The 20,281-nt window shown below is 40.9% G+C and carries 15 protein-coding genes; 5 read left to right on the top strand and 10 right to left on the bottom strand.

Annotation, left to right across the window (positions count from 1 at the left end; translation table 11 throughout):
• Nucleotides 1–72: 72 nt before the first annotated feature.
• From IRB79_RS08315 to IRB79_RS08300, 4 genes are all read right to left on the bottom strand, one after another.
• On the bottom strand, nucleotides 73–1,611 hold the full coding sequence (locus IRB79_RS08315; protein ID WP_243508038.1) for an alpha-amylase family glycosyl hydrolase: 1,539 nt from the start codon (nucleotides 1,609–1,611) through the stop codon (nucleotides 73–75).
• 89 nt (nucleotides 1,612–1,700) lie between these two features.
• A complete protein-coding gene (locus tag IRB79_RS08310) occupies nucleotides 1,701–2,543 on the bottom strand; it encodes a sugar ABC transporter permease (protein WP_019381459.1) in 843 nt (280 codons plus the stop codon).
• A 2-nt stretch (nucleotides 2,544–2,545) separates the two neighbouring features.
• Nucleotides 2,546–3,829, bottom strand: a complete 1,284-nt coding sequence (locus tag IRB79_RS08305; protein ID WP_243508037.1) for a carbohydrate ABC transporter permease — start codon at nucleotides 3,827–3,829, stop codon at nucleotides 2,546–2,548.
• A 202-nt stretch (nucleotides 3,830–4,031) separates the two neighbouring features.
• On the bottom strand, nucleotides 4,032–5,324 hold the full coding sequence (locus tag IRB79_RS08300) for an extracellular solute-binding protein (protein WP_243508036.1): 1,293 nt from the start codon (nucleotides 5,322–5,324) through the stop codon (nucleotides 4,032–4,034).
• A 316-nt stretch (nucleotides 5,325–5,640) separates the two neighbouring features.
• Between IRB79_RS08300 and IRB79_RS08295 the strand changes: the two genes are divergently transcribed.
• Nucleotides 5,641–7,410, top strand: coding sequence for an alpha-glycosidase (locus tag IRB79_RS08295; protein WP_243508035.1), 1,770 nt, complete (start codon nucleotides 5,641–5,643; stop codon nucleotides 7,408–7,410).
• A gap of 125 nt (nucleotides 7,411–7,535) precedes the next feature.
• Complete coding sequence (locus tag IRB79_RS08290; RefSeq protein WP_243508034.1) at nucleotides 7,536–8,885, top strand: MATE family efflux transporter; 1,350 nt, start codon at nucleotides 7,536–7,538, stop codon at nucleotides 8,883–8,885.
• Nucleotides 8,886–8,964: 79 nt separating this feature from the next.
• Here IRB79_RS08290 and asnB read toward each other — a convergent pair whose 3' ends face one another.
• Nucleotides 8,965–10,812 (bottom strand): asparagine synthase (glutamine-hydrolyzing), encoded by a 1,848-nt coding sequence (gene asnB, locus IRB79_RS08285; protein WP_243508033.1) that lies wholly within the window; start codon nucleotides 10,810–10,812, stop codon nucleotides 8,965–8,967.
• Nucleotides 10,813–10,968: 156 nt separating this feature from the next.
• On the opposite strand from asnB, the gene IRB79_RS08280 reads away from it, so the two are divergent.
• A complete protein-coding gene (locus IRB79_RS08280; protein ID WP_243508032.1) occupies nucleotides 10,969–11,532 on the top strand; it encodes a DUF2777 domain-containing protein in 564 nt (187 codons plus the stop codon).
• Nucleotides 11,533–11,737: 205 nt separating this feature from the next.
• On the opposite strand, the gene IRB79_RS08275 is transcribed toward IRB79_RS08280, so the two are convergent.
• The 5 genes from IRB79_RS08275 to IRB79_RS08255 all read right to left on the bottom strand — a co-directional run bounded on the left by IRB79_RS08275 (nucleotide 11,738) and on the right by IRB79_RS08255 (nucleotide 19,574).
• A complete protein-coding gene (locus IRB79_RS08275; protein WP_243508031.1) occupies nucleotides 11,738–14,659 on the bottom strand; it encodes an EAL domain-containing protein in 2,922 nt (973 codons plus the stop codon).
• A gap of 203 nt (nucleotides 14,660–14,862) precedes the next feature.
• Nucleotides 14,863–15,219: a YisL family protein gene (locus IRB79_RS08270; RefSeq protein WP_009331275.1), complete on the bottom strand. Its 357-nt coding sequence runs from the start codon at nucleotides 15,217–15,219 to the stop codon at nucleotides 14,863–14,865.
• Nucleotides 15,220–15,415: 196 nt separating this feature from the next.
• The gene (locus tag IRB79_RS08265; RefSeq protein WP_243508030.1) at nucleotides 15,416–16,324 is read right to left on the bottom strand and encodes a fumarylacetoacetate hydrolase family protein; all 909 of its coding nucleotides are present in this window, start codon (nucleotides 16,322–16,324) and stop codon (nucleotides 15,416–15,418) included.
• Nucleotides 16,325–16,409: 85 nt separating this feature from the next.
• A complete protein-coding gene (locus tag IRB79_RS08260; RefSeq protein ID WP_243508029.1) occupies nucleotides 16,410–17,597 on the bottom strand; it encodes a DUF418 domain-containing protein in 1,188 nt (395 codons plus the stop codon).
• Between the two features lie 384 nt (nucleotides 17,598–17,981).
• Nucleotides 17,982–19,574 (bottom strand): long-chain-fatty-acid--CoA ligase, encoded by a 1,593-nt coding sequence (locus IRB79_RS08255; RefSeq protein WP_243508028.1) that lies wholly within the window; start codon nucleotides 19,572–19,574, stop codon nucleotides 17,982–17,984.
• A gap of 206 nt (nucleotides 19,575–19,780) precedes the next feature.
• Between IRB79_RS08255 and IRB79_RS08250 the strand changes: the two genes are divergently transcribed.
• Both IRB79_RS08250 and IRB79_RS08245 read left to right on the top strand, forming a co-directional pair.
• Nucleotides 19,781–20,002: a spore germination protein gene (locus IRB79_RS08250; protein WP_009331280.1), complete on the top strand. Its 222-nt coding sequence runs from the start codon at nucleotides 19,781–19,783 to the stop codon at nucleotides 20,000–20,002.
• A gap of 13 nt (nucleotides 20,003–20,015) precedes the next feature.
• The gene (locus IRB79_RS08245) at nucleotides 20,016–20,255 is read left to right on the top strand and encodes a spore germination protein GerPB (RefSeq protein ID WP_243508027.1); all 240 of its coding nucleotides are present in this window, start codon (nucleotides 20,016–20,018) and stop codon (nucleotides 20,253–20,255) included.
• Nucleotides 20,256–20,281 lie beyond the last annotated feature (26 nt).

The following is a 20,281-nucleotide window of genomic DNA, read 5'->3' as shown; positions in this document are numbered from 1 at the left end:
ACAGGTTTGATTTTCTTTCCTTTTTTAAACAGTTAACAGGCATAGGAAGAAGGGGAGGCTCTAAAGCCAAAATTACTCGGATTTCTTCTTTTTTGACCGCTTCCATAAAAGATAGATAAAAATCATAAAGGCTGAATAAACTGCTGCGAGGGCTGCAATCAGCGGAATATTCAATCCTGATTTTTCTGCCAGAACATATACTTCAGCCTCTTCCCGGTCAATGATTAACTCATACTTGCCGTCTTTACCTCGGATAAGATCATCAGCAATCATGCCGCGAAGCTCTTTTCCTTCTTCTAATTGAGAGGATTCAAGTACCGCTTTCTGTGACTTTGTTGAATTATTGATCGCAATCACCGTTGTTTCATCTTTGTAAGTCCGTTTATAAACGGCAAAACCGTCCTTTTCTTCCAGCAGTTCCATGTCGCCCCTTGTTAAAGATGGCAGCAATTGCCTAACTTCCCCAAGTTTTGCGATATAATCTATCAGTTCTTTATCTGTACGGAAATCCATTTGTCTGCGGTTGTCTGGATCCTCACCGCCATCCATGGCTATTTCACTTCCATAATAGACAATCGGAATCCCAGGTGAGGTATACATGTATGTTAATGCAAGTTTCCATCTTGGGCCCGGATGATGATTTTTTGTAATGGCATCCCGGGTGAACCTGACAGTATCATGATTATCCATGAAGCTTCCCATAAGATAGGGATTTTCATAAAATGCTTTATTTCGGTCCCAGTTTGTAAAAAGCCAGCTTAACGGCTTGTCAGGTTCTGCAAAGGCAGTTCTTAAATGTTCATGTAAAGGATAATCAACAAAGCCGTCTATCCCGGTTTTTTCATACTCGGCAATATATTTAGGATCATCCGACCATACTTCTCCAAGCAAATAAAAGTCTTCTTTAACTGACTTTACATTTTTGGCGAAATCGGTCCAGAATGATTTTGGAACATGCTTTACGGTATCAAGACGATATCCGTCAATATCCGTTTCTTCGATCCACCACTTTGCTGCATCAATTAAATAGTTTTGTACATCAGGGTTTTCCTGCTTTAAATCAGGGAGTCCATAAATCCAGCCATTTTCAATCTCAGATTGATTCGTCCAATTCACGATATCTTTTTTTTCATGGAACCAATCCTTTTTCCCGGGGTCATTAACCCATTCATGGTTGGAGCCCACATGATTTACTACGAAGTCCAAAATCACTTTCATATCTCTTTTGTGAGCTTCCTGGACTAACTGCTTGAACTCATCCATCGTGCCAAAGTGTTCTTCCGTGTTATAAAAATCTTTAATCCAGTAACCGTGATAGCCCTTCTCTTCATTATCGAAAACGGGAGTCAGCCAAATTGCGGTAAACCCCATATCTTTAATATAATCCAGGCGTTCTGTAATCCCCTTAAAATCTCCGCCATGATAAGCCTTTGGGTCCTGAACATCGACTTTAAAGTCATTGTTTGGATCTCCATTGCTAAATCGGTCAACCATTAAGAAATAAAATGTTTCATCTTGCCATTTACGCTCTTCTTTTTCAGCTGCTCCTGCCGGCAGGGCATAAAAAAGAAGAAACGGGATTAAGATGAAGGTTATGATTCCTTTTTTCATCGCCGCTCCTCCTTCATTTTTCAAGCCGCTGAGAGACTGCAATCAAGTTCGCAGACTGCAGCGGCCAGTAAAGTTTCAGCCCTTTAAGATTAGCCTTTTGTTCCCCCTGCCGTCAAACCAGATACAAAGTATTTTTGGAACATAAGGAACAGTGCAGCAATCGGAATCGCAATTAAAACAGAGCCAGCTGCAAACTTTGTAAATTCATTTCCAAATTGCTTCGCAACCATTTCATACAATCCTACAGCCATTGTAAACTTTTCATCTGTTCTTAATAAAATTCTGGCAAGGATGAAATCCCCAAAAGGAGCAATGAAAGAAAATAGGGCAACTACCGCAACAATTGGTTTTGCGAGCGGCATAACAATTTGCCAGAAGACACGCAGATGGCTCGCACCATCCATTTTCGCAGATTCATCAAGTTCTTTCGGAATCGTATCGAGATAGCCCTTCATCAGCCAAGTATTCATTGGAATCTGTCCGCCGACATACACAAGGATCAATCCAAGATGAGTATCAATTAAACCAGTTCTTGTCGCTAATACAAAAATGGCAATAAGTGCTGCAAAGTTAGGTATCATTTGCAGTATCAGGAAAGTTAATAATCCATTTTTCCTTCCGATAAAGCGGTAACGTGAAAATGAGTACGCAGTGAAGGATACTGTAATAACCGTTAATATCATGGTCAATGTACTTATTTTCAAAGAATTCCAGTACCATTTAACATAATTGGACTTATCTGAATCAAAAAGATATTTGTAATGATCTAATGTCGGATTTTCAGGAAACATTGTGGATCCCGACAAACTTTGGCCTGGATTTAAGGAAGAACCCACTACCCACAAAAGCGGATAAATCACAATAAAGCTCATTAAGGCAATGATTACATATGAAAAAGTCAGCCGGATTATTTTATTTTTCTTCATGCTCATAACTACATCAAATCCTCTTCTTGGAATGATTTTGTTCTTCTAAACTGCCAAAGAGCTACCGTGATGACAATGAGTGACAGGATCATGGTAACCGCAGCTGCTTTGCCGTATTGGGCAGAAGTCATTGTCAGTTTATAAATCCATGATATAAGAATATCCGAACCGCCGGCATTTTGGCCCGGAATGGCCGGTCCCCCGCCATTGAACAAGAAGATTACATTAAAGTTGTTGAAGTTGAATGTATACTGAGTAATGATTATGGGTGCTGTTGCAAAAAGAACCAGCGGCAGAGTGATCTTTGAAAATTTCTGCAGAATCGTTGCACCATCAACTGTTGCAGCTTCATAAAGCTCATCCGGAATGGACTGCAGCACACCTGTTGTCATGGCAAAAATGAACGGGAATCCAAGCCATGACTGAATAAAAATTAATGCTAAACGTGTCCAATTTTCCTCTGTCATCCATGGAACGGGACCGATGCCAATCGCATCTAGTATCGTTTTATTAATTACACCGAATGTCTCATTGAACATGCCTGAGAAAATCAGGATCGAAATAAATGCCGGCACTGCCCAAGGGAGAATGAAGATTGTTCGGATAATCGCTTTCCCTTTAAGATCCTTCTGGTTAACAAGAATTGCCAGGAAAATACCCAGAGCTACCTGCAAAGTGGTAGCTACGAAAGTCCAGACTATTGTCCAGCCCATTACGCCAAAGAAGGTTTTTCTCCATAAATCCAGCTTGAAGATATCGATAAAATTCTGAATGCCAACCCAATCTACCAGTTTTGCAGGCGGAGAATGATATAGATCATAGTTTGTAAATGCAAGAAGAACTACGAATAAGATAGGAAAAATAACAACGAAAACTAAGAGAAAAAATCCTGGTGATATCATTAAGTATGGAAAACCATTATCAAGGAGATTGTGGTACTGTTCTCTTACACTGTTTAATTTCAGACCCAAATCACGCTTTTTTCCATTATTATATGCATCATAAATATTGAAAGCATAAATGATAAGTCCCAATGCTGTTACAATCAGTGCGATAATTCCATCAATCAGGAGAAAAATCGAGTGGTCCAGAACTGGAATTTCCCCCAGTGTAATAAGTCCCCAGAATCCCCAATTGAGTGTGTCATAGAATGCTGCAAAGAACGAAACCGTAAGTATTAAGAATATGGCACCTTTTACGAACTGTTTATTATAAAACTGTCCAAACCCAGGCAGGATGGATAATAGAGCAGCATTTCTTCCATGTTTGGATGTCATTTTTTTTGCGTCCATATGGCTGTGGCCTCCCCTTTCTTTATAGGAGAAAGTATTTTCTATTATTATAATTCATTTCCAAAATAATAGTGGCTGTCTTTTTTGTGCAAACGGTTGCTTTAAAGAGGAACAGGAAAGCGGCCTCTGCCGCTTCTATTTTCTTTCTATAAAAATGAGGGGCAATACCTCCTGGAAGGTACCGCCCTTTGTCTGTCAAGAATTACTTGGCAGGGTGATTTGTTTCAATATTTGTTTTAATGGTTTTTACTGCATCATCAAGTGCTGCTTTTGGCTCCGCTTTTCCTGTTGCAATTGTTTGAAGTGCAGAGGCCATCGGTCCCCAAACTTCAGCCATTTCAGGAATGTTTGGCATTGGAACAGCATATTGAGATTGCTCAGCAACTGCTTTTGCAGCTTCATTGTCTGCAATTACAGGGTCTTCAATAAGAGATTTTACAGGAGGGATTTCCTGAGTTGTCTCAAAACGGATTTTTGAGTTTTCTTCATTTGTTATATGCTCAACAAATTTTGTTGCCCAATAAGGATTTTTAGTGAATGCAGTTACATGCCAGCCTTTAACACCCATGAATGTTTTAACAGGCTCACCGTTTGGAAGCTTTGGCATTACAGAAACGCCAACCTCAATTCCTGCATCCTTCATACCTTGAAGTGCCCATGGACCATTCATAACAGAAGCAGCTTTTCCTTCATTGAATAGGCCATCCATTGCTGCTCCACCGCTTTCCCCGATGATTCCTTTAGGGAATAAGCCTTCACCGTACCATTTTTGAATGAACTCTGCACCTTCAACAGCGCCTTCGTTGTTTAAGCCTACATCTTCACGGTCTAATGCACCGTCATTTTCCTTAAAAACATATCCGCCCATGCCAGCAATAGGTCCGTGTGCGAAATAGAAATTGTCGAATAGAGCCAGGAATCCATACTGTCCGCCAGTCGTCAATTCTTTAGCTTGAGTATAAAGCTCATCCATTGTTTCAGGAGCTTTTTCCATTAATGCTTTATTATAGATGAAAACTGGTGTTTCAGTTGCTTTTGGAAGACCATATAGTTTTCCGTCAAACATTTGAGCAGTGATGGATGATTCTGTGAAAGTATCAAGAACGCTGTCTTCTACCTGGATTTCCTGAAGAAGACCTTCAGTTACAACCTGGCCAATTTGGTCATGAGGAAGTGTAACAACGTCAGGTGCATTTCCGGCAGGTCCATCAAGTCTTAATTGGTCACGGATCTTATCTGCCATGCCCAACTCTTTAAATTCAACTTTAATTCCATATTCTTTTTCAAAAGACTCAATGGCAGGCTTTAAAGCTACGCCTTTATCTGTGTCTTCCCATACTACTAATTTTTCCGGTTTTGGCTCTTCAGCCTGGTTTTCGCCTGTGCCGTTATCTTTATCTGTGTTTTCCGGCTGTGCCTCACGCTGAGGACCGCAAGCTGCCAGCATTCCGATCACTAATACCAGCATCATAAAGAAAGATAGTGACTTTTTCATGATATTGCCCCCTTTAAATAGATCTGTTGAGTAATGTAAAAAGTACAACCGTTTGCACAAAAGTGTAAACGCTTTAATCTATTTCTAAAAAAATGAGCGTTCACTTAAACTATTACCCAATGAAACCGCTTAATGAAAACGATTGCACAATTTCTAATTTTTATTATACAAGGTTTTTGGGCTTTTACAACTACTTTTTCTAAATATTTTTAAGCGAAAATTAATTTTAAAAGATTGATACTCATTTCTCTTCTATATTTTCATTTCTTTCATATGGTATAATGCAAGCGATTGCACTTTTGAAAGGGGAATTTCAATGGAAAAGGCAGCTATCATACATTATCCTGCTGATCATTATGTTTATCCTATCAACAAGAAAACCTTACATATTAGACTGCAAACAAAGAAAGATGATGTTTCTGAAGTCACATTAATACACGGTGACCAATATTTTTGGGCGGATGGAAAATGGCAGTATGAAAAAACGGATATGAAGAAATCCGGATCTGATGGCATTCATGATTATTGGCATGTCTATATTGACCCGCCATATAGAAGATCCAGATACGGCTTCCAATTAAAATCTGGTGAAGAAGAATTAATCTTGACTGAAAAAGGTTTTTACGAGGAGGCTCCTTCTGATTCAGGTTATTATTTCAACTTTCCATATCTGCATCCTGAAGAAGTATTTAAAGCTCCTACCTGGGTGAAGGATACGGTATGGTATCAGATTTTCCCGGAAAGATTTGCTAACGGGAATCGAGGCAATGACCCCGAAGGAGTTCTTCCCTGGGGCAGTGAACATCCCTCTAAGGATAACTTTTTTGGCGGTGATTTTGAAGGTGTCATTGAACATCTGGATTATCTTCATGACCTTGGCATTACCGGCATCTATTTCACGCCTGTTTTTAAGGCATTTTCCAACCATAAATATGATACAATAGATTATCTGGAAATTGATCCCCAGTTCGGTTCAAAGGATACATTAAAAAGACTTGTTCAAGAATGCCATAAACGGGATATTAGAGTGATGCTCGATGCCGTTTTTAACCATAGCGGGTACTACTTTCCCCCTTTTCAGGATTTGCTTGAGAAGGGAGAAAAATCACAATATAAAGATTGGTTCCATCCGCATAGTTTCCCGCTAAAAGGCGGGGAGTACCCTAATTATGAGACCTTCGCTTTTGTTGAGCAGATGCCAAAGCTGAATACAAATAATCCCGAGGTAAAAAAATATTTGCTCAAAGTGGCCAGTTACTGGATTAAAGAGTTTAATATTGACGGCTGGCGGCTGGATGTGGCCAATGAAGTTGACCATCAGTTCTGGCGTGAATTCAGGCAGACTGTTAAACGAATTAAGCCAGATCTCTATATATTAGGGGAAATCTGGCACAATTCCATGCCCTGGCTGCGCGGAGACCAGTTTGATGCTGTCATGAATTATCCTTTTACCACCAACTTGCTTAATTTAATTGCAAAAAAATCCATTACCGGAACTGAATTCGCCAATAATATGACCGCTGAAATCCACAGCTATCCGGCCAATGTCTATGAAGCTGCATTCAATCTGGTCGGAAGCCATGATACACCCAGAATTTTAACGGAATGTGACGATGATAAAAATAGGGTAAAACTTATTTATACACTTTTATTTACCTTTATGGGTTCACCATGCCTGTATTACGGGGATGAAATTGGGCTCAGCGGTGAAATGGATCCAGGCTGCAGAAAATGCATGGAATGGGATGAGGAAAAACAGGATCGTGATTTGCATTCTCATATTCAAAGGCTTATTAAGCTGCGGAAAGAAGAAAAGCTGCTGGCAAATGAAGGCCATTTTGAATTTATTCAAACAGATTCTAATATAGTTGCCTATCGCAAATACGATGATTTTAAAACAATCATTGTGCTCGCCAATCCTGCGGATGAAAGTGCGGAAGTTACTTTGCCTTATCCGCTGAAGGGTGTAAAGATTACGAATATGCTTACAGACGAAGAATTTGCAGCAGAAGCGGAGAACCTTAAAGTTCAGCTTGATGGATGGGGGTTTGAAGTCCTGTCCTTCCCCGTCACCTTCAATAAATAGGGAACCTGATGGAATAAGGAAAGTTCTTAAGGGCAAGACCTTAAGGCTTTTCTTTTTTCAGTTTTACATTGTCGTCGGCCCCTCCTATTTACATGAAAATTTATTTACAAACAGGGAGAATAACCATGACTAAGAACCAGAAAAAATTGACATTATTTGCATTAACCTGGCCGATCTTTATAGAAATATTGCTTCACATGCTTATGGGGAATGCTGACACGCTTATGCTCTCGCAATATTCGGATGAATCCGTGGCTGCAGTCGGTGTGTCAAATCAGATCCTTTCGCTCGTGATCGTCATGTTTGGATTTGTTGCAACTGGGACCTCCATCCTTATCGCTCAAAATTTAGGCGCAAAAAATAATAAAACAGCTGCTGAAATTTCAATTGTCTCCTTAGGGGCAAACCTTGTATTTGGAATCATCTTAAGTATCCTTCTATTCGCATCAGGCAAACCGCTGCTTCGGATGATGGATTTGCCGGAGGAACTTTTAAACCAGGCAAACGCCTACTTGGTCATCGTTGGCGGCTTTTCCTTTGTCCAGGCATTAATTATGACAATTGGAGCCATCATCAGAAGTTATGGATTTACCAGAGATGTTATGTACATTACCATCGGCATGAACATTTTAAATGTTATAGGCAATTACTTATTCATTTTTGGCCCATTCGGTTTTCCTGTATTGGGTGTAGAAGGAGTGGCCATCTCCACTGTCGTCAGCAGATTGATCGGATTTGCTGCTGCTGTCGCCGTCCTGCTTAGAAGAACAGAAAAAGCACTTCCGTTCCGCTTACTTTTCCGCTTTCCAAAGGAACATATCAAAAATCTTTTAAGAATCGGGATCCCTTCAGCAGGAGAACATTTATCCTATAATGGGTCGCAAATGGTCATTACCATTTTCATCGCTGCTCTGGGTACAGAAGCTCTGACTGCAAAAGTTTATGCACAAAATATTATGATGTTCATTTTCCTTTTCAGTGTCGCCATCAGCCAGGGCACTCAAATTCTGATTGGCCATATGGTAGGTGGAAAGGATTACGAGGCAGCCTATAAAAGGTGCATGAAAAGCCTGCGCCTTGCCATCATGATTTCGTTCGGAACTGCCGTTCTTTTCTCCTTGTTCTCAGAAGAATTGATGGGCATATTCACTTCTAATCCAGACATCATAAAGGTTGGCAGTGTTCTCATTCTTCTGACCATCCTCCTGGAGCCCGGCAGATCGTTTAATTTGGTCGTCATTAACTCCCTCCGTGCAGCCGGCGATGTAAAATTCCCCGTTTATATGGGGATCCTGTCCATGTGGGGCGTAAGCGTCACCCTTTCCTATGTTCTTGGAATTCATTTTGGACTGGGTCTTGCCGGCATTTGGATCGCCTTTATTGCCGATGAATGGCTTAGAGGATTGCTCATGTTATGGCGCTGGAGATCCAGAGTCTGGGTTAACAAGTCGTTCGTGTCTTCAAAAGCTGTCTAAACAATAAAAACTGCAGCCCCCTGCAGACATATTCTATAAAACCATAAGGAAAGCGGCAGTAATGACTGCCGCTGCTTTTTCATTCTGCAATATTTATATTATAGTCTTTAAACCAAACATGAATCTGTGCAAGGTGTGCTAACAGTTGAGGCCCAGTCATGAGCTGCCCAAACCATGGTTTCTGGAATGAGTCACCGCCCGATTCAATTATATTCTTCAGCTGGCTGTAATCAAAGAATTCATACAGAGCGGATGACCGGTCTTCCAGGTATCCAGTGAGCATCTTTTGGACTGCACCCGTATATTCCGGATGATGCGTTTTGGGGTACGGGCTTTTCTTTCTGTATAAAACTTCATTCGGCAGGATGCCTTCGAGTGCTTTGCGCAGGATTCCTTTTTCGCGGTTTCCATGCATTTTGATCTCCCAAGGAATATTCCAAACATATTCCACCAGGCGATGGTCAGCAAAAGGCACCCGGACTTCAAGGCTCGCCCCCATACTCATTCTGTCTTTACGGTCCAATAGGGTCGTCATAAAGTAAATCATATTAATATAGAAAAGTTCTCTCCTGCTTGCGTCTGCCCTGCTTTCCCCGTCTAAGGCAGGGGTTTCAGAGATTGCCTGAAGATATTTTTCCATGGCATATTCATGAATATTTAGTTTCTTACTCCAATCTTCTTTCAATAGACCCTGTCTGGCTTCGAGCGACCTCATCCATGGGAAGCCCTTGCGCTTTAAGTCTTCCTCTCTGTGGAACCATGGATAGCCGCCAAATATTTCATCCGCGCATTCCCCTGATAAGCTTACAACAAAATCCTTTTTTATTTCCCTGCAAAACCATAGCAGGGAGGAATCGACATCAGCCATGCCCGGAAGATCCCTTACATGCACGGATTCGATTAAATCCTCTGCCAGCTGCTGCTGGGTGATTATACAGCTGTTATGTCTCGTATTAAAGGTCTGGGACATCTTTTGGATAAATGCTCCGTCTGAATTGGGCTGAAACTCATTAGCCTTGAAAAACTCCTCATTTCCCTCATAATCTATCGAATAAGTGTTCAACTGGCCCTTTCCATCTCTTTCGTAAGCTTTTGCCGCAATAGCTGTAATCGCACTCGAATCCACACCGCCGGATAGGAACGTGCATAACGGGACATCCGAGACCAGCTGCCTTGTTACAGCATCCGTAAACAATTCTCTGACTCGTTCAGCAGTTTCCTCAACGTTATCCTCATGAGGCGCACTTTTCACATTCCAATAACGCCATACCTTCAGTCCATTTCTTGAAAACGTCAGCGCATGTGCAGGCCTTAATTCATCAATGCCTCTGAAAACTCCTGAACCCGGGGACCTTGATGGCCCCAGTCCAAAGACTTCTGCCAGGCCTTCCCTCCCGATTTCAGCCTTAACATCAGGATGGGCCAAAATGGCTTTCAATTCAGATCCAAATATAATGCCCTGCTTCGTTTCTCTATAAAATAAAGGTTTTACCCCTAAACGGTCCCTGCCTATAAATAATTGTTCTTTCTTCTCATCCCATACAGCAAAAGCATAGATGCCATTCAAATATTGAAGGCAATTTTTTCCCCATTCTATATAAGAAGTCAGCAAAACCTCAGTGTCAGAATGGCCATCAAACGAATATCCTTTTATAAGGAGTTCTTTACGGAGATCCTCCGTATTATAAAGCTCTCCATTATAGCAAATAGTATAGCGGTTTTGATATTTTCCCCTAGACATTGGCTGTTTTCCGCCTGCCGGGTCTACAACGATTAACCTTTTATGGCCGAATCCAGCATGCACATCTGTCCATATGTTTGTTTCATCTGGACCCCGCTTTGCCAGCGTATCCGCCATTTTGCCAATTGCTGCCGTTTCTTTTCTCAAATCCTTTTGGAAATCAATCCAGCCGGTAATTCCACACACTTTACATCATCCTTTCAAAGCGGAATCGCATGGGCACATTTTTCATGATGCTATTGTATGCACAGCCTAGAAAAAAGTTAATTGTCCACATACAGCGGTTATAAAAATCGCCAAAACTGTCTAAAAAGAAGTTGAGGAAGTTAATGGAGGTTTTATATGAATAGACAGCAGCGAACAAAGCTTATTGAATATCAATCCCGTGCTTTTACAGAAGGCACTGTAGAGTATATTAATGAACAATGGGTTTTTTTCGACAATGAAACAGATGAAGCATCATTATTGGATGAATTCCTCCATCAGGAAATGGAAGTATTCCGCTTTAAACGCTGGAAGAAAGGCATTTTATTCGAGGATGGCAAAGTGGCCTTTGATGATGAAATATTTCACTTGAAGAATCAGGACTCGATCCGAATCCGAAAACATCTTGTTTTCTCCCTCGAGAGATTACTGGAGGAAATGAATGATGATGCTTTTTACCAGTTCGTAACCACTTTAAATTCCATGCAATTCTCGGTTTATGACTGCATTTATTGCTATAACCAGCTGGCATTTTTCAATGATAAGGACAGGAAAAGCGGTGTGAACTTCATCGTTTTTGATAACCAGGATCATATTTGCAATGTACAGCACCATTTTTGCTATTATGAAAAAATGAGTGACCGGTTTGAATTTACCTTAAACAGCGGAAAAAGGATGGTTATTGAAAAAATTTCTTCATAAGAAAAGCGGAAGCGCCTTGACCACCCCCGACAAGCACAAGACGAGCCTCACGGAAAGGCGTCCTTTGCCTTTTTGGGAGGCTTGGCTTGTGACCTCGAGGGGGTAGGCGCTGGAGCTAGACAGTTATCGACGTTCAAAATCTTATACTATTTTCATGAAAAAAACAGCAGCCTGCCTTTAATGGCGGTGCTGCTGTTTCTTTATTCTAGCTGTGCGTTTGGGCATATTTAGATAAGCCTTCCTCAAACTCACGGGTCATAAGCGGCTTATGAATATAGAAGCCCTGTGCATAATGGCATTTTAATTCTTTTAAAAGCTCAATCTGCTCCTGTGTTTCCACCCCTTCTGCCACGACTTTCACGGCAAGCCCGTGCCCCATGGTGATGATGGCTTTTACAATGGCAACATCGGATGTGTTTAATCGCAGATTATTAATAAACGACCGATCGATCTTTAATGTATTGATTGGAAGGTCCTTTAAATAACTTAAAGAAGAATAGCCTGTGCCAAAATCATCAATGGATACTTTGACTCCTATACCCTGCAGCGACTTCATAACTTGTATACTGTACTCAACATTTCTCAGCATCGTGCTCTCCGTCAGCTCCAATGTTAAATATTGCGGCTCCATACCGGAAAGTTCCAATGCCATCTTAACTTCTTGAAGAAATCCCGGCTGCTGGAATTGATAGGCCGATACATTCACAGAGATGGAAAGAGATTCATAGCCAAGCATTTGCCACCGTTTATTCTGCTTACAAGCCGACCGCAATACCCAGCCGCCGATATCCTCAATGAGACCAGTCTCTTCTGCAAGAGGAATAAATTCACCGGGTGAAACAAGGCCAAGTTTTGGATGATTCCAGCGGATCAGGGCTTCGCTTCCGTATAAATTGCCTGTTTCAAGATCAATTAAGGGCTGATAGCATAAATAGAATTCATTTTTCTGCAAAGCTTTTCTTAAGTAGCTTTCAAGCTCAAGTCTGACCATTGCCTGCTGATTCATTTCCATCGAGAAAAAGGTGACCCTGTTTCCTCCTTGTTGCTTGGAGCGATTCGTGGCAATATCCGCATTTTTCAGCAGCAAATGCTCATCGGACCCATCATCTGGATGCAGGCTCGCACCAATGCTGGCAGTGACAATAAATTCCTGATTCGACTGAGATATAGGATGGGATATTTTCTCTAATATCTTTTTGGATACTTTCATAACTTTCTCGATAGTTGCTTCCCTTGATAATACCAAAGTAAACTTATCCCCGCTGAACCTTCCCAAATAAGAACCCGACGGCAGAACCCTTTCTATTCTTTCGGAAATCTCCTTTAACACCATATCCCCGGCAAAGTGCCCCAGACTGTCATTTATGATTTTAAAGCGGTCAATATCAATAGAAAGAACTGCAATTTTCTTCTGTTTTTTTCTGGCTCTCTTTAATTGCATTTCCAATTGTTCGGTAAACTTCATTCTATTTGGCAACCCTGTATCCCGGTCAAAAAAAGCCAGTTCTGTTATCTTCTCTTCAATCTTTTTCTGTTCTGTAATATTTCTGCCAATTCCATAAATGCCTACACATTCCCCATTAACAGTAATCGGAATATTTTTCAGCTGAAAAAGATTTGTTTCGCCAGATTTTGTATCGATATAAACGTTATAATATTGCTCTTTCCCTCTTAATGCCCGATAAAAATGCATTCTGACCCTTTGCACATCCCCATCACGAACATATGAAAGAGCTGTTTTTCCGATTATTTCATCCCGTCTGTACCCAAAAGTTTTCTCGAATGCAGGGTTAACACTTGTGAAATTCCCCTTCAAATCGGTTGAATAAACAAAATCTGCATTGTTATCAAACAGAGATTTATAATATTGTTCAGACATTTTCAAACTGCTGTTTAATGCATTAATATCATCCTGAGAAGCATGCATTAAATGAGTCAAAGAAGTAATCGTTTTAAATTGGGCCGTTTTTTCATAAGTATATAAATTTGGCCGATTCTTTTTTGATTCAGCACTATTTTCTGATAGAGCAAGATATGTAAGAGAATGTCCGACCATCTGCGGAACTCCGCCTTTTCGGGAAGATATTTCCCCGTAAGAAAAGAACCCATTCGCTGGGGCAATCCCCTGGAACATTTCCAGTTCTTTTTCCGTAAAATCTCTTGCAAACTGTTTTCGGGCCATACAATTGTATATAAATATGCTTTCAGGAGCTAGATGGTCAAGCTCTTTTAATTCCTGTAAAGACCGCTCAATGATGTCTTCCAGATTTGCATAAGCAAACGTGAGTGTGTCTCCTTCTTCAACCCTTCTGTTTACTTTAATAGCACCATTTCCGAGTGATTTAATAATAAAAACGGATACTTTTTCCCCGCGGTACTTTAAAAGGAATGGGAATTCAGTACCTGATTCCGGCAAATCCTTAATAAAAGCCTCTCCCAAATAGTGCTTTAGAATATTTAAGGGCTTCTTATGATCTAAAGAATAGATGATAGATCCTTCGGCCTTTGTAACAGTAAAGCTTTTTCCGATCTCCTGCCACTGATAATTTGCAAACGGACGGACTGAAAGATGGCCGCTTTGAAGAGCAACTGCTGCAAGCCCATCGCACGTGATTCCACCTTGAGTAAAAGAAAAGCCCTCCTGAAATAAACCATTATCTCCCGCAAGGCCCCCTGAAATCACAATATCCGGATAGGTTTCATTTATCCCCTCCAGCAAGTCAGTGGAATCCACATCAAACCCTGCAGGGAAAATGATTACAGCTTCTGTATTGAAGATAGCAAGTTCCCGTGCCAAGGTTTTGCCCATTTCATAACTATCCTTAAAATCACTCCTGTTGAAAAGGAAAGATTTTAATTCTGTTTTTTCAAAAACAGTAAAGCAGATCACTGTTTGTTTTTCCGTTATGCGGCCTTTATAAATTTCACCAGAAGTCGAACAGCCTGCTATATGTGCAAATGGAAGCTTTTCTGCCAGTTCTTTTTGAAGTTTCGCGATATATAGACTTTCAGGGTTTCCTGTAAAAACCTGCACAAGCAAATTGGGGTATTCATCCAATTCATTCAAGTCTATAAATCTATTCAGCTGGCTAGTATTCTTATATAAACATGAAATTGTCTTTGCCATATAAACCCACCATCATAGTAAGATCATTAGAAAAATGCCAGTTACCCGCTAAAAGGGACGCTCCTTGTACGGCTGAGGCTCCAATTTCTAATTTTTATCACATAGTTAGTTATATTTTTAAATTACCATATTTAGTGAAGTCATGACATGACAAAATTAGAAAAAGCTGCCTTTTTGGCAGCTTTCTCAAAAAATATCCTTATTTACGTCATAAATGTTAATGGCAATTTAACAAAGCCTAAATATAAAACCAGAATTAAAGCAACAACAAACTGCCCCCATAAAATAGACGTCTTTTTCCCTTTGACAGTACGGATAATAATCATTTCAAACATAGCTATAACCCAAATGCCTACCAGGGACTTCAGCACATAAAGAAGGTCGATGCTATTAAGGCTGCTTAAAATCCAAACCCCTGTTCCAATAATCAGCAAATAGAACAGTCTCAAGATCATGTGAACGACTTTTAAACCTTTTTGCTTGCCGCTTTTATGCATCATAAGGGCAATAATAAATAAAACTAGTGCCAAAAACCATGTTGTTATATGGGCATGTATCATTCCAGTGCCTCCTATTGTAAAATTCGATACCATCATACCATATTGGAATAGAAAATCCTAAAATTATGGTGCTGCAAAGATCTCAATATGGATAACTTTGTGAACTATTTAAGGCAATATGTGATATATCTCATTGACAATCTGATAATCTAAATTAATATGTAAAGGCCTGTGCTTTTATACACAGGCCACCTTTTTATTTTTCTATAGAATTTGTTAGAGTTCCTATTTTTTCAACTGTAATTTCCACTTTATCTCCCGGCTGAAGAAAGCGTGGAGGCTTAAAGCCTTTGCCTACACCTGCAGGAGTTCCAGTAGCAATAATATCTCCCGGCTCAAGGGTCATGCCTTTTGACAGGACCGAGATGATTTCTTCGATTGGGAAGATAAAGTTTTCAGTATTTGAACTTTGTCTCAATTCTCCGTTTACCTTTGTTTGAATATCAAGCTGATTCGGGTTTTCAACAGCAGATGAATGGACGATCCATGGACCCATCGGGCATGTGGCATCCAGGCTTTTACCGATAAAAAATTGCTTATGGCGGGACTGCAGATCCCTAGCTGTTACATCATTAATAATCGTATAGCCAAAGATGTGTTCCAGTGCTTCTTCTTTTGGGATAGTCCGTCCTTTTTTTCCGATTACAACGGCAAGCTCTCCTTCATAATCCAGCTCTGCTGTAACATTATTATGATTTAATACCGTTTCATTAGGTCCTATTACCGTTGTTGGCGATTTCGTAAAGACCATTATGTGCTCAGGAATGTCTTCTTTGCTTCCCATTTCAATTGCATGCTCGGCATAATTCTTGCCTACACAAAAGATATTCTTATCGGGACGGGGAATCGGGGCTTCCAATGCAACAGAAGCGAGCGGGCGGAAGAGTTCTTCCCTGCCAGGATTGATGCTTAGCCAATCTTTTAAACTATGTACCTTTTCAATGAACTTATCCCCTAAGGCAATACATTCCTTCAAAGTCGCTGGCAAATCACTTTTGCCTTCCATTTTTTCTAAAGCTGCATTCAGCGGAAGAACCTTTGTGCCGGTGTCGTCTAATATACCAGCCACACTTCCGGTGCTATCCTTAAAAGTAACAAACTTCAATCCCATCACCTCATTTTATTATTCACTTTTTTAGTATAATATAAATTTTCAGATTTTTGGACTATTTATAAGAGAAACCAGATAATTAACCCTTTCTCTTCCAATTAGGGATCCTCAAATAAGTGAAGCTCCTCCATAGCCATTCAACGGGTCCATAATAATAGCGGGCAGCCCAGAAGCGGCTGATTATTATCTGAAAAGCGAAAATGAAAATAACCAGAAGTGTCCCCCAAAAAACAGAGACCTTTCCATAGAAGCCTAATCCATAACTGTAAAAAATAAAAGTCGAGATAGTGGACTGGAAAAGATAATTTGATAGCGAAAGTTTCCCTACATATGAGAGCGGCAGCAGAAAGCCTGGTCCTTGGCCATTTTTTATCATCACTGCTATCCCTAAACCATAAGCAATAGCCAGCAGCGGTCCTCCAAATATATCCTGCACGTAATCCAGTCCCAGGTTGCTTTCTGCCAAGTAAGGCAGCAATTTAAACAATAACCCTGCAGCCAAAGAAACCAGCATGATTTTCTTGAAGAATACCCGGTTTTTTTCAGGTTCCTCCAGCCATCTCAGCTTGGCGGCTCCTCCCCCTATTAAAAATAAAGGAAAAATAGATGCCAGCATGATAGGCAGTGAAGCAAGATTATTAACACCTGACCAGTCCTCTATCCGCTGTGCGGTAACCTCGGAAAAGCTTCCATTTTGATATGCCTGTAAAGAAGCTAATGCCGCTTGAGGGTCATAGATAGATAGCTCATCAGCAGGAACAAACAGAACCGTTGCAAATAATAAAAGGGCAAATAGCAGATTGGGAATAATGTAAAGCAATATTCCGGTCAAAAGCATATTTCTTCCGGACATTTTTACAAACAATAAAAAGATAAAGCCAAAGATTGCATAGTTAATTAAAATATCCCCATGCCATATAAGAAAAGCATGAATGATGCCTATCAGAAGCAGAAGGGAAAATCTCCTTGCAGCCATTCCTCCAAATCCAAGGCCTTTAGCCATTGCCCTCTCCCTTAGAATAACTAATCCATAACCGAACAGCATGGAAAATAAAGGATAAAAACTGGCCTGCACAAAGATATCAATAAAGGCATAGGCAGCATTATCTGCCCGGCTGTCCCACCATTCAAAAGGATCAATGTATAGATATGGCGAATGGAAAGAAAGCATATTAACTAAAAAGATCCCGAGGATGGCAAATCCCCTCATTATATCCAGCGAAATGATCCGATCCTTCTCCAGGACCGGACTGACTTGCCTGTCCATAAAACGCCTCCTTCTTTTGGAAAGAAAATCTAACCTTAATGATAGAGAGCAGAATTCTAATTGTCCAGAAAAGAAATGCGGAAGCGCCTTGCCCACCCCGACAAGCACAAGACGAGCCTCACGGAAAGGCGTCTTTTGCCTTTTTGGGAGGATTGACCGAAATGTGTAGGCGACTGCCCAGGGACGACAGGCATAAGACGGTTCCTGTAAGAAGGTGTTTTTCCTTCTGAAGGGAAACGGCTTATGACCCCGAGTCCCTAGGAGCCGTAACAAGACAAGCTAGTGACCTCGAGGGGGTAGACGCTGGAGCTAGACAGCTATCAACATTCAAACTTTCTTTTTTTGATAAAAGGACCCCAGCAAATGCTGAAGTCCAGCTTCCAGTTAATTAACAAAACGGCCTTTTTTCCCTTTCGACTCCCAGTAATCATTCCGAAGATGGATTTTTTGAATTTTCCCCGAAGCTGTTTTCGGCAGCTCTTCGACAAAAGTCACTCCCGTAACGGCTTTAAAGTGGGCAAGTTTCTCCCTGGTAAAACTGATAATTTCCTGCTCAGTCAGTATTTTTCCACTTCGCAGGACTACAAATGCATGCGGAGTTTCCCCCCACTTTTCGTGAGGCACAGCTATAACAGCTGCTTCCAGGATGGCAGGATGCTCGTATAAGGACCCTTCAATTTCTATGGATGAGATGTTTTCTCCGCCGCTGATAATGATATCCTTTTTTCGGTCAACGATATCGATATTGCCGTACTCATCTACATTTGCCATATCACCGGTATGAAGCCAGCCGCCACGAATAGCTTCCATCGTTGCCTCTTCATTTTTCCAATATCCTTTCATCACTCCGTTGCTGCGGACAACGACTTCACCGATTTCCAAGCCATTATGGGCCACTTCTTCGCCCTGTTCATTGATTACCTTGACTTCACAGCCTATCATCTGGTGTCCTGCCTTTGCTTTCATCCGGTATTGCTGAGTAAGGGGAAGTTCTTTAAGATGAGACCGAATCGTCGATACAGTGCTCAATGGAGATGATTCAGTCATTCCATATACCTGTATGAACTCCCACCCAAGCTCCTTTTCAACTCTTGTTACAAAAGCTGGCGGTGGTGCGGAGCCAGCTATAACAACTCTGACATCCTGCTCAACTGGCGGTACAAATTGTTCATAATGCTGCATCAGCGAATTCAATACAGTAGGGGCCATATGCATGACGGATACTTTATGTTTTTGCAGTGCATCAAAAATCTTTTCCGGAGTGGCTTTTCTTATACACACCTGAGAAGCGCCATTTGCCGTGTAATAAAAAGGAGAACCCCATCCATTCACATGGAACATCGGCAGGACATGCAGCAATACATCCTGATCGCTGACCCTCAAATGATGCATAGTTGACAACGCATGCAAGTAATTGTTGCGATGGGTCAGCATGACACCTTTTGGATTGCCTGTTGTACCGCTGGTATATAATAGGCTGCATAGATCATTTTCGTCGAGGACTTCCCTCTGATATGGACTGCTGTCCTGACTGCTGAGCCATGAATCATAATTGGTCTCTTCAGTCTCTTCCTCTTTATAATGCACGAAGATTTTTTCCACAGTTCTCAGCTGATCTTTCACAGGAAGTATAAGGTGATAAAGGTCCTGGTCTACAAATAGGATTTTGGATTCGCTATGATTTAATATATACAGATAATCTTCCGGTTTCAGCCGTATATTCAGAGGGACTATGATTCCTCCCAGCTGAAAAATACCATAAAAGCCCTCCAGCATTTCGACTGAATTAGGTGCAAGATAAGCCACCCTGTCCCCTTTTTCAATCCCTGAAGCTTTTAAGCCATGGGAGAGCTGATTAACTCTCGTGTTCAATTCCTCATATGTAAAAACTCGATCATCTGCAAAAATGGCTTTTTTAGAACCGTAAAGAGACACAGCACGATCTAAAAATTGCGTTACTATTAATGGGACATTCATCTTATGGCCACCTCACTGAAAATTTAGTTAATTCTATATTTTTTATATTATCATAAAAATTATGACAGTTTCACCTGAATTTTGTCTGTTATATAACATTTGCAGGCCTTCTTATTAAAGTGCATTTTAGATATTTGGGCTAATTAATCACAATCAGCTAGTAGGCACATACGATATACAAGAAATCAATTTAAAGGGTGTTATGTATGCCAGCTATTGTCGGAGTCGCACAGGTCATATCAATCGGAAGCAGTTCTGTCTTCAACATTGGGGATGTCTATAAAATCATGCCTGTTTCTAACGCTAAGACCTTTTCAGGCGCTGGATCGTTTAACACGGGGGATGGCCTGAATGTTTACAATCATCGGAGCACAACAAACACTTATGATTGTGATGGCGTGGATCAGGGCAATTATTTCAATGCTTAAAACGGGTGATCATATGAATTTTTATATACAGCAATCCATTCATATTAATTTAATAAAGATCGGCGGGATTACAAACTCTTCCGTCTTGCAGATTGGAAGTGCAGGCATTATAAAGCCAGCGTCTTATTTGTATAACACTGGCGGCTTTACTGAGCCTGCACCTGAAGCGGAATTGCCAACGCCGGCGGGACCAGCAGGAGGGAGTGTTTTTCTGGGGCCATCTGTACCCCTGACCCGAGCGCAGAAACGATAAGTTCATTTTTAATAAAGCGAGGTGGT

This window comes from Cytobacillus oceanisediminis, from assembly GCF_022811925.1.
Taxonomy (GTDB): Bacteria; Bacillota; Bacilli; order Bacillales; family Cytobacillaceae; genus Cytobacillus; species Cytobacillus oceanisediminis_D.
Note: the sequence above shows the minus strand (reverse complement) of the source record. Positions and strands in the feature narration are given on the sequence as shown.

Excerpts from the sequence above, each read along its gene's own strand:
- IRB79_RS08250 (WP_009331280.1), top strand. The coding sequence starts at position 19,781 with ATGCCAGCTATTGTCGGAGTCGCACAGGTCATATCAATCGGAAGCAGT.
- IRB79_RS08245 (WP_243508027.1), top strand. The coding sequence starts at position 20,016 with ATGAATTTTTATATACAGCAATCCATTCATATTAATTTAATAAAGATC.
- IRB79_RS08275 (WP_243508031.1), bottom strand. The coding sequence starts at position 14,659 with ATGGCAAAGACAATTTCATGTTTATATAAGAATACTAGCCAGCTGAAT.
- IRB79_RS08255 (WP_243508028.1), bottom strand. The coding sequence starts at position 19,574 with ATGAATGTCCCATTAATAGTAACGCAATTTTTAGATCGTGCTGTGTCT.
- IRB79_RS08295 (WP_243508035.1), top strand. The coding sequence starts at position 5,641 with ATGGAAAAGGCAGCTATCATACATTATCCTGCTGATCATTATGTTTAT.
- IRB79_RS08310 (WP_019381459.1), bottom strand. The coding sequence starts at position 2,543 with ATGAGCATGAAGAAAAATAAAATAATCCGGCTGACTTTTTCATATGTA.
- IRB79_RS08290 (WP_243508034.1), top strand. The coding sequence starts at position 7,536 with ATGACTAAGAACCAGAAAAAATTGACATTATTTGCATTAACCTGGCCG.
- IRB79_RS08305 (WP_243508037.1), bottom strand. The coding sequence starts at position 3,829 with ATGGACGCAAAAAAAATGACATCCAAACATGGAAGAAATGCTGCTCTA.
- IRB79_RS08270 (WP_009331275.1), bottom strand. The coding sequence starts at position 15,219 with ATGATACATGCCCATATAACAACATGGTTTTTGGCACTAGTTTTATTT.
- IRB79_RS08300 (WP_243508036.1), bottom strand. The coding sequence starts at position 5,324 with ATGAAAAAGTCACTATCTTTCTTTATGATGCTGGTATTAGTGATCGGA.
- IRB79_RS08260 (WP_243508029.1), bottom strand. The coding sequence starts at position 17,597 with ATGGACAGGCAAGTCAGTCCGGTCCTGGAGAAGGATCGGATCATTTCG.
- IRB79_RS08315 (WP_243508038.1), bottom strand. The coding sequence starts at position 1,611 with ATGAAAAAAGGAATCATAACCTTCATCTTAATCCCGTTTCTTCTTTTT.
- IRB79_RS08280 (WP_243508032.1), top strand. The coding sequence starts at position 10,969 with ATGAATAGACAGCAGCGAACAAAGCTTATTGAATATCAATCCCGTGCT.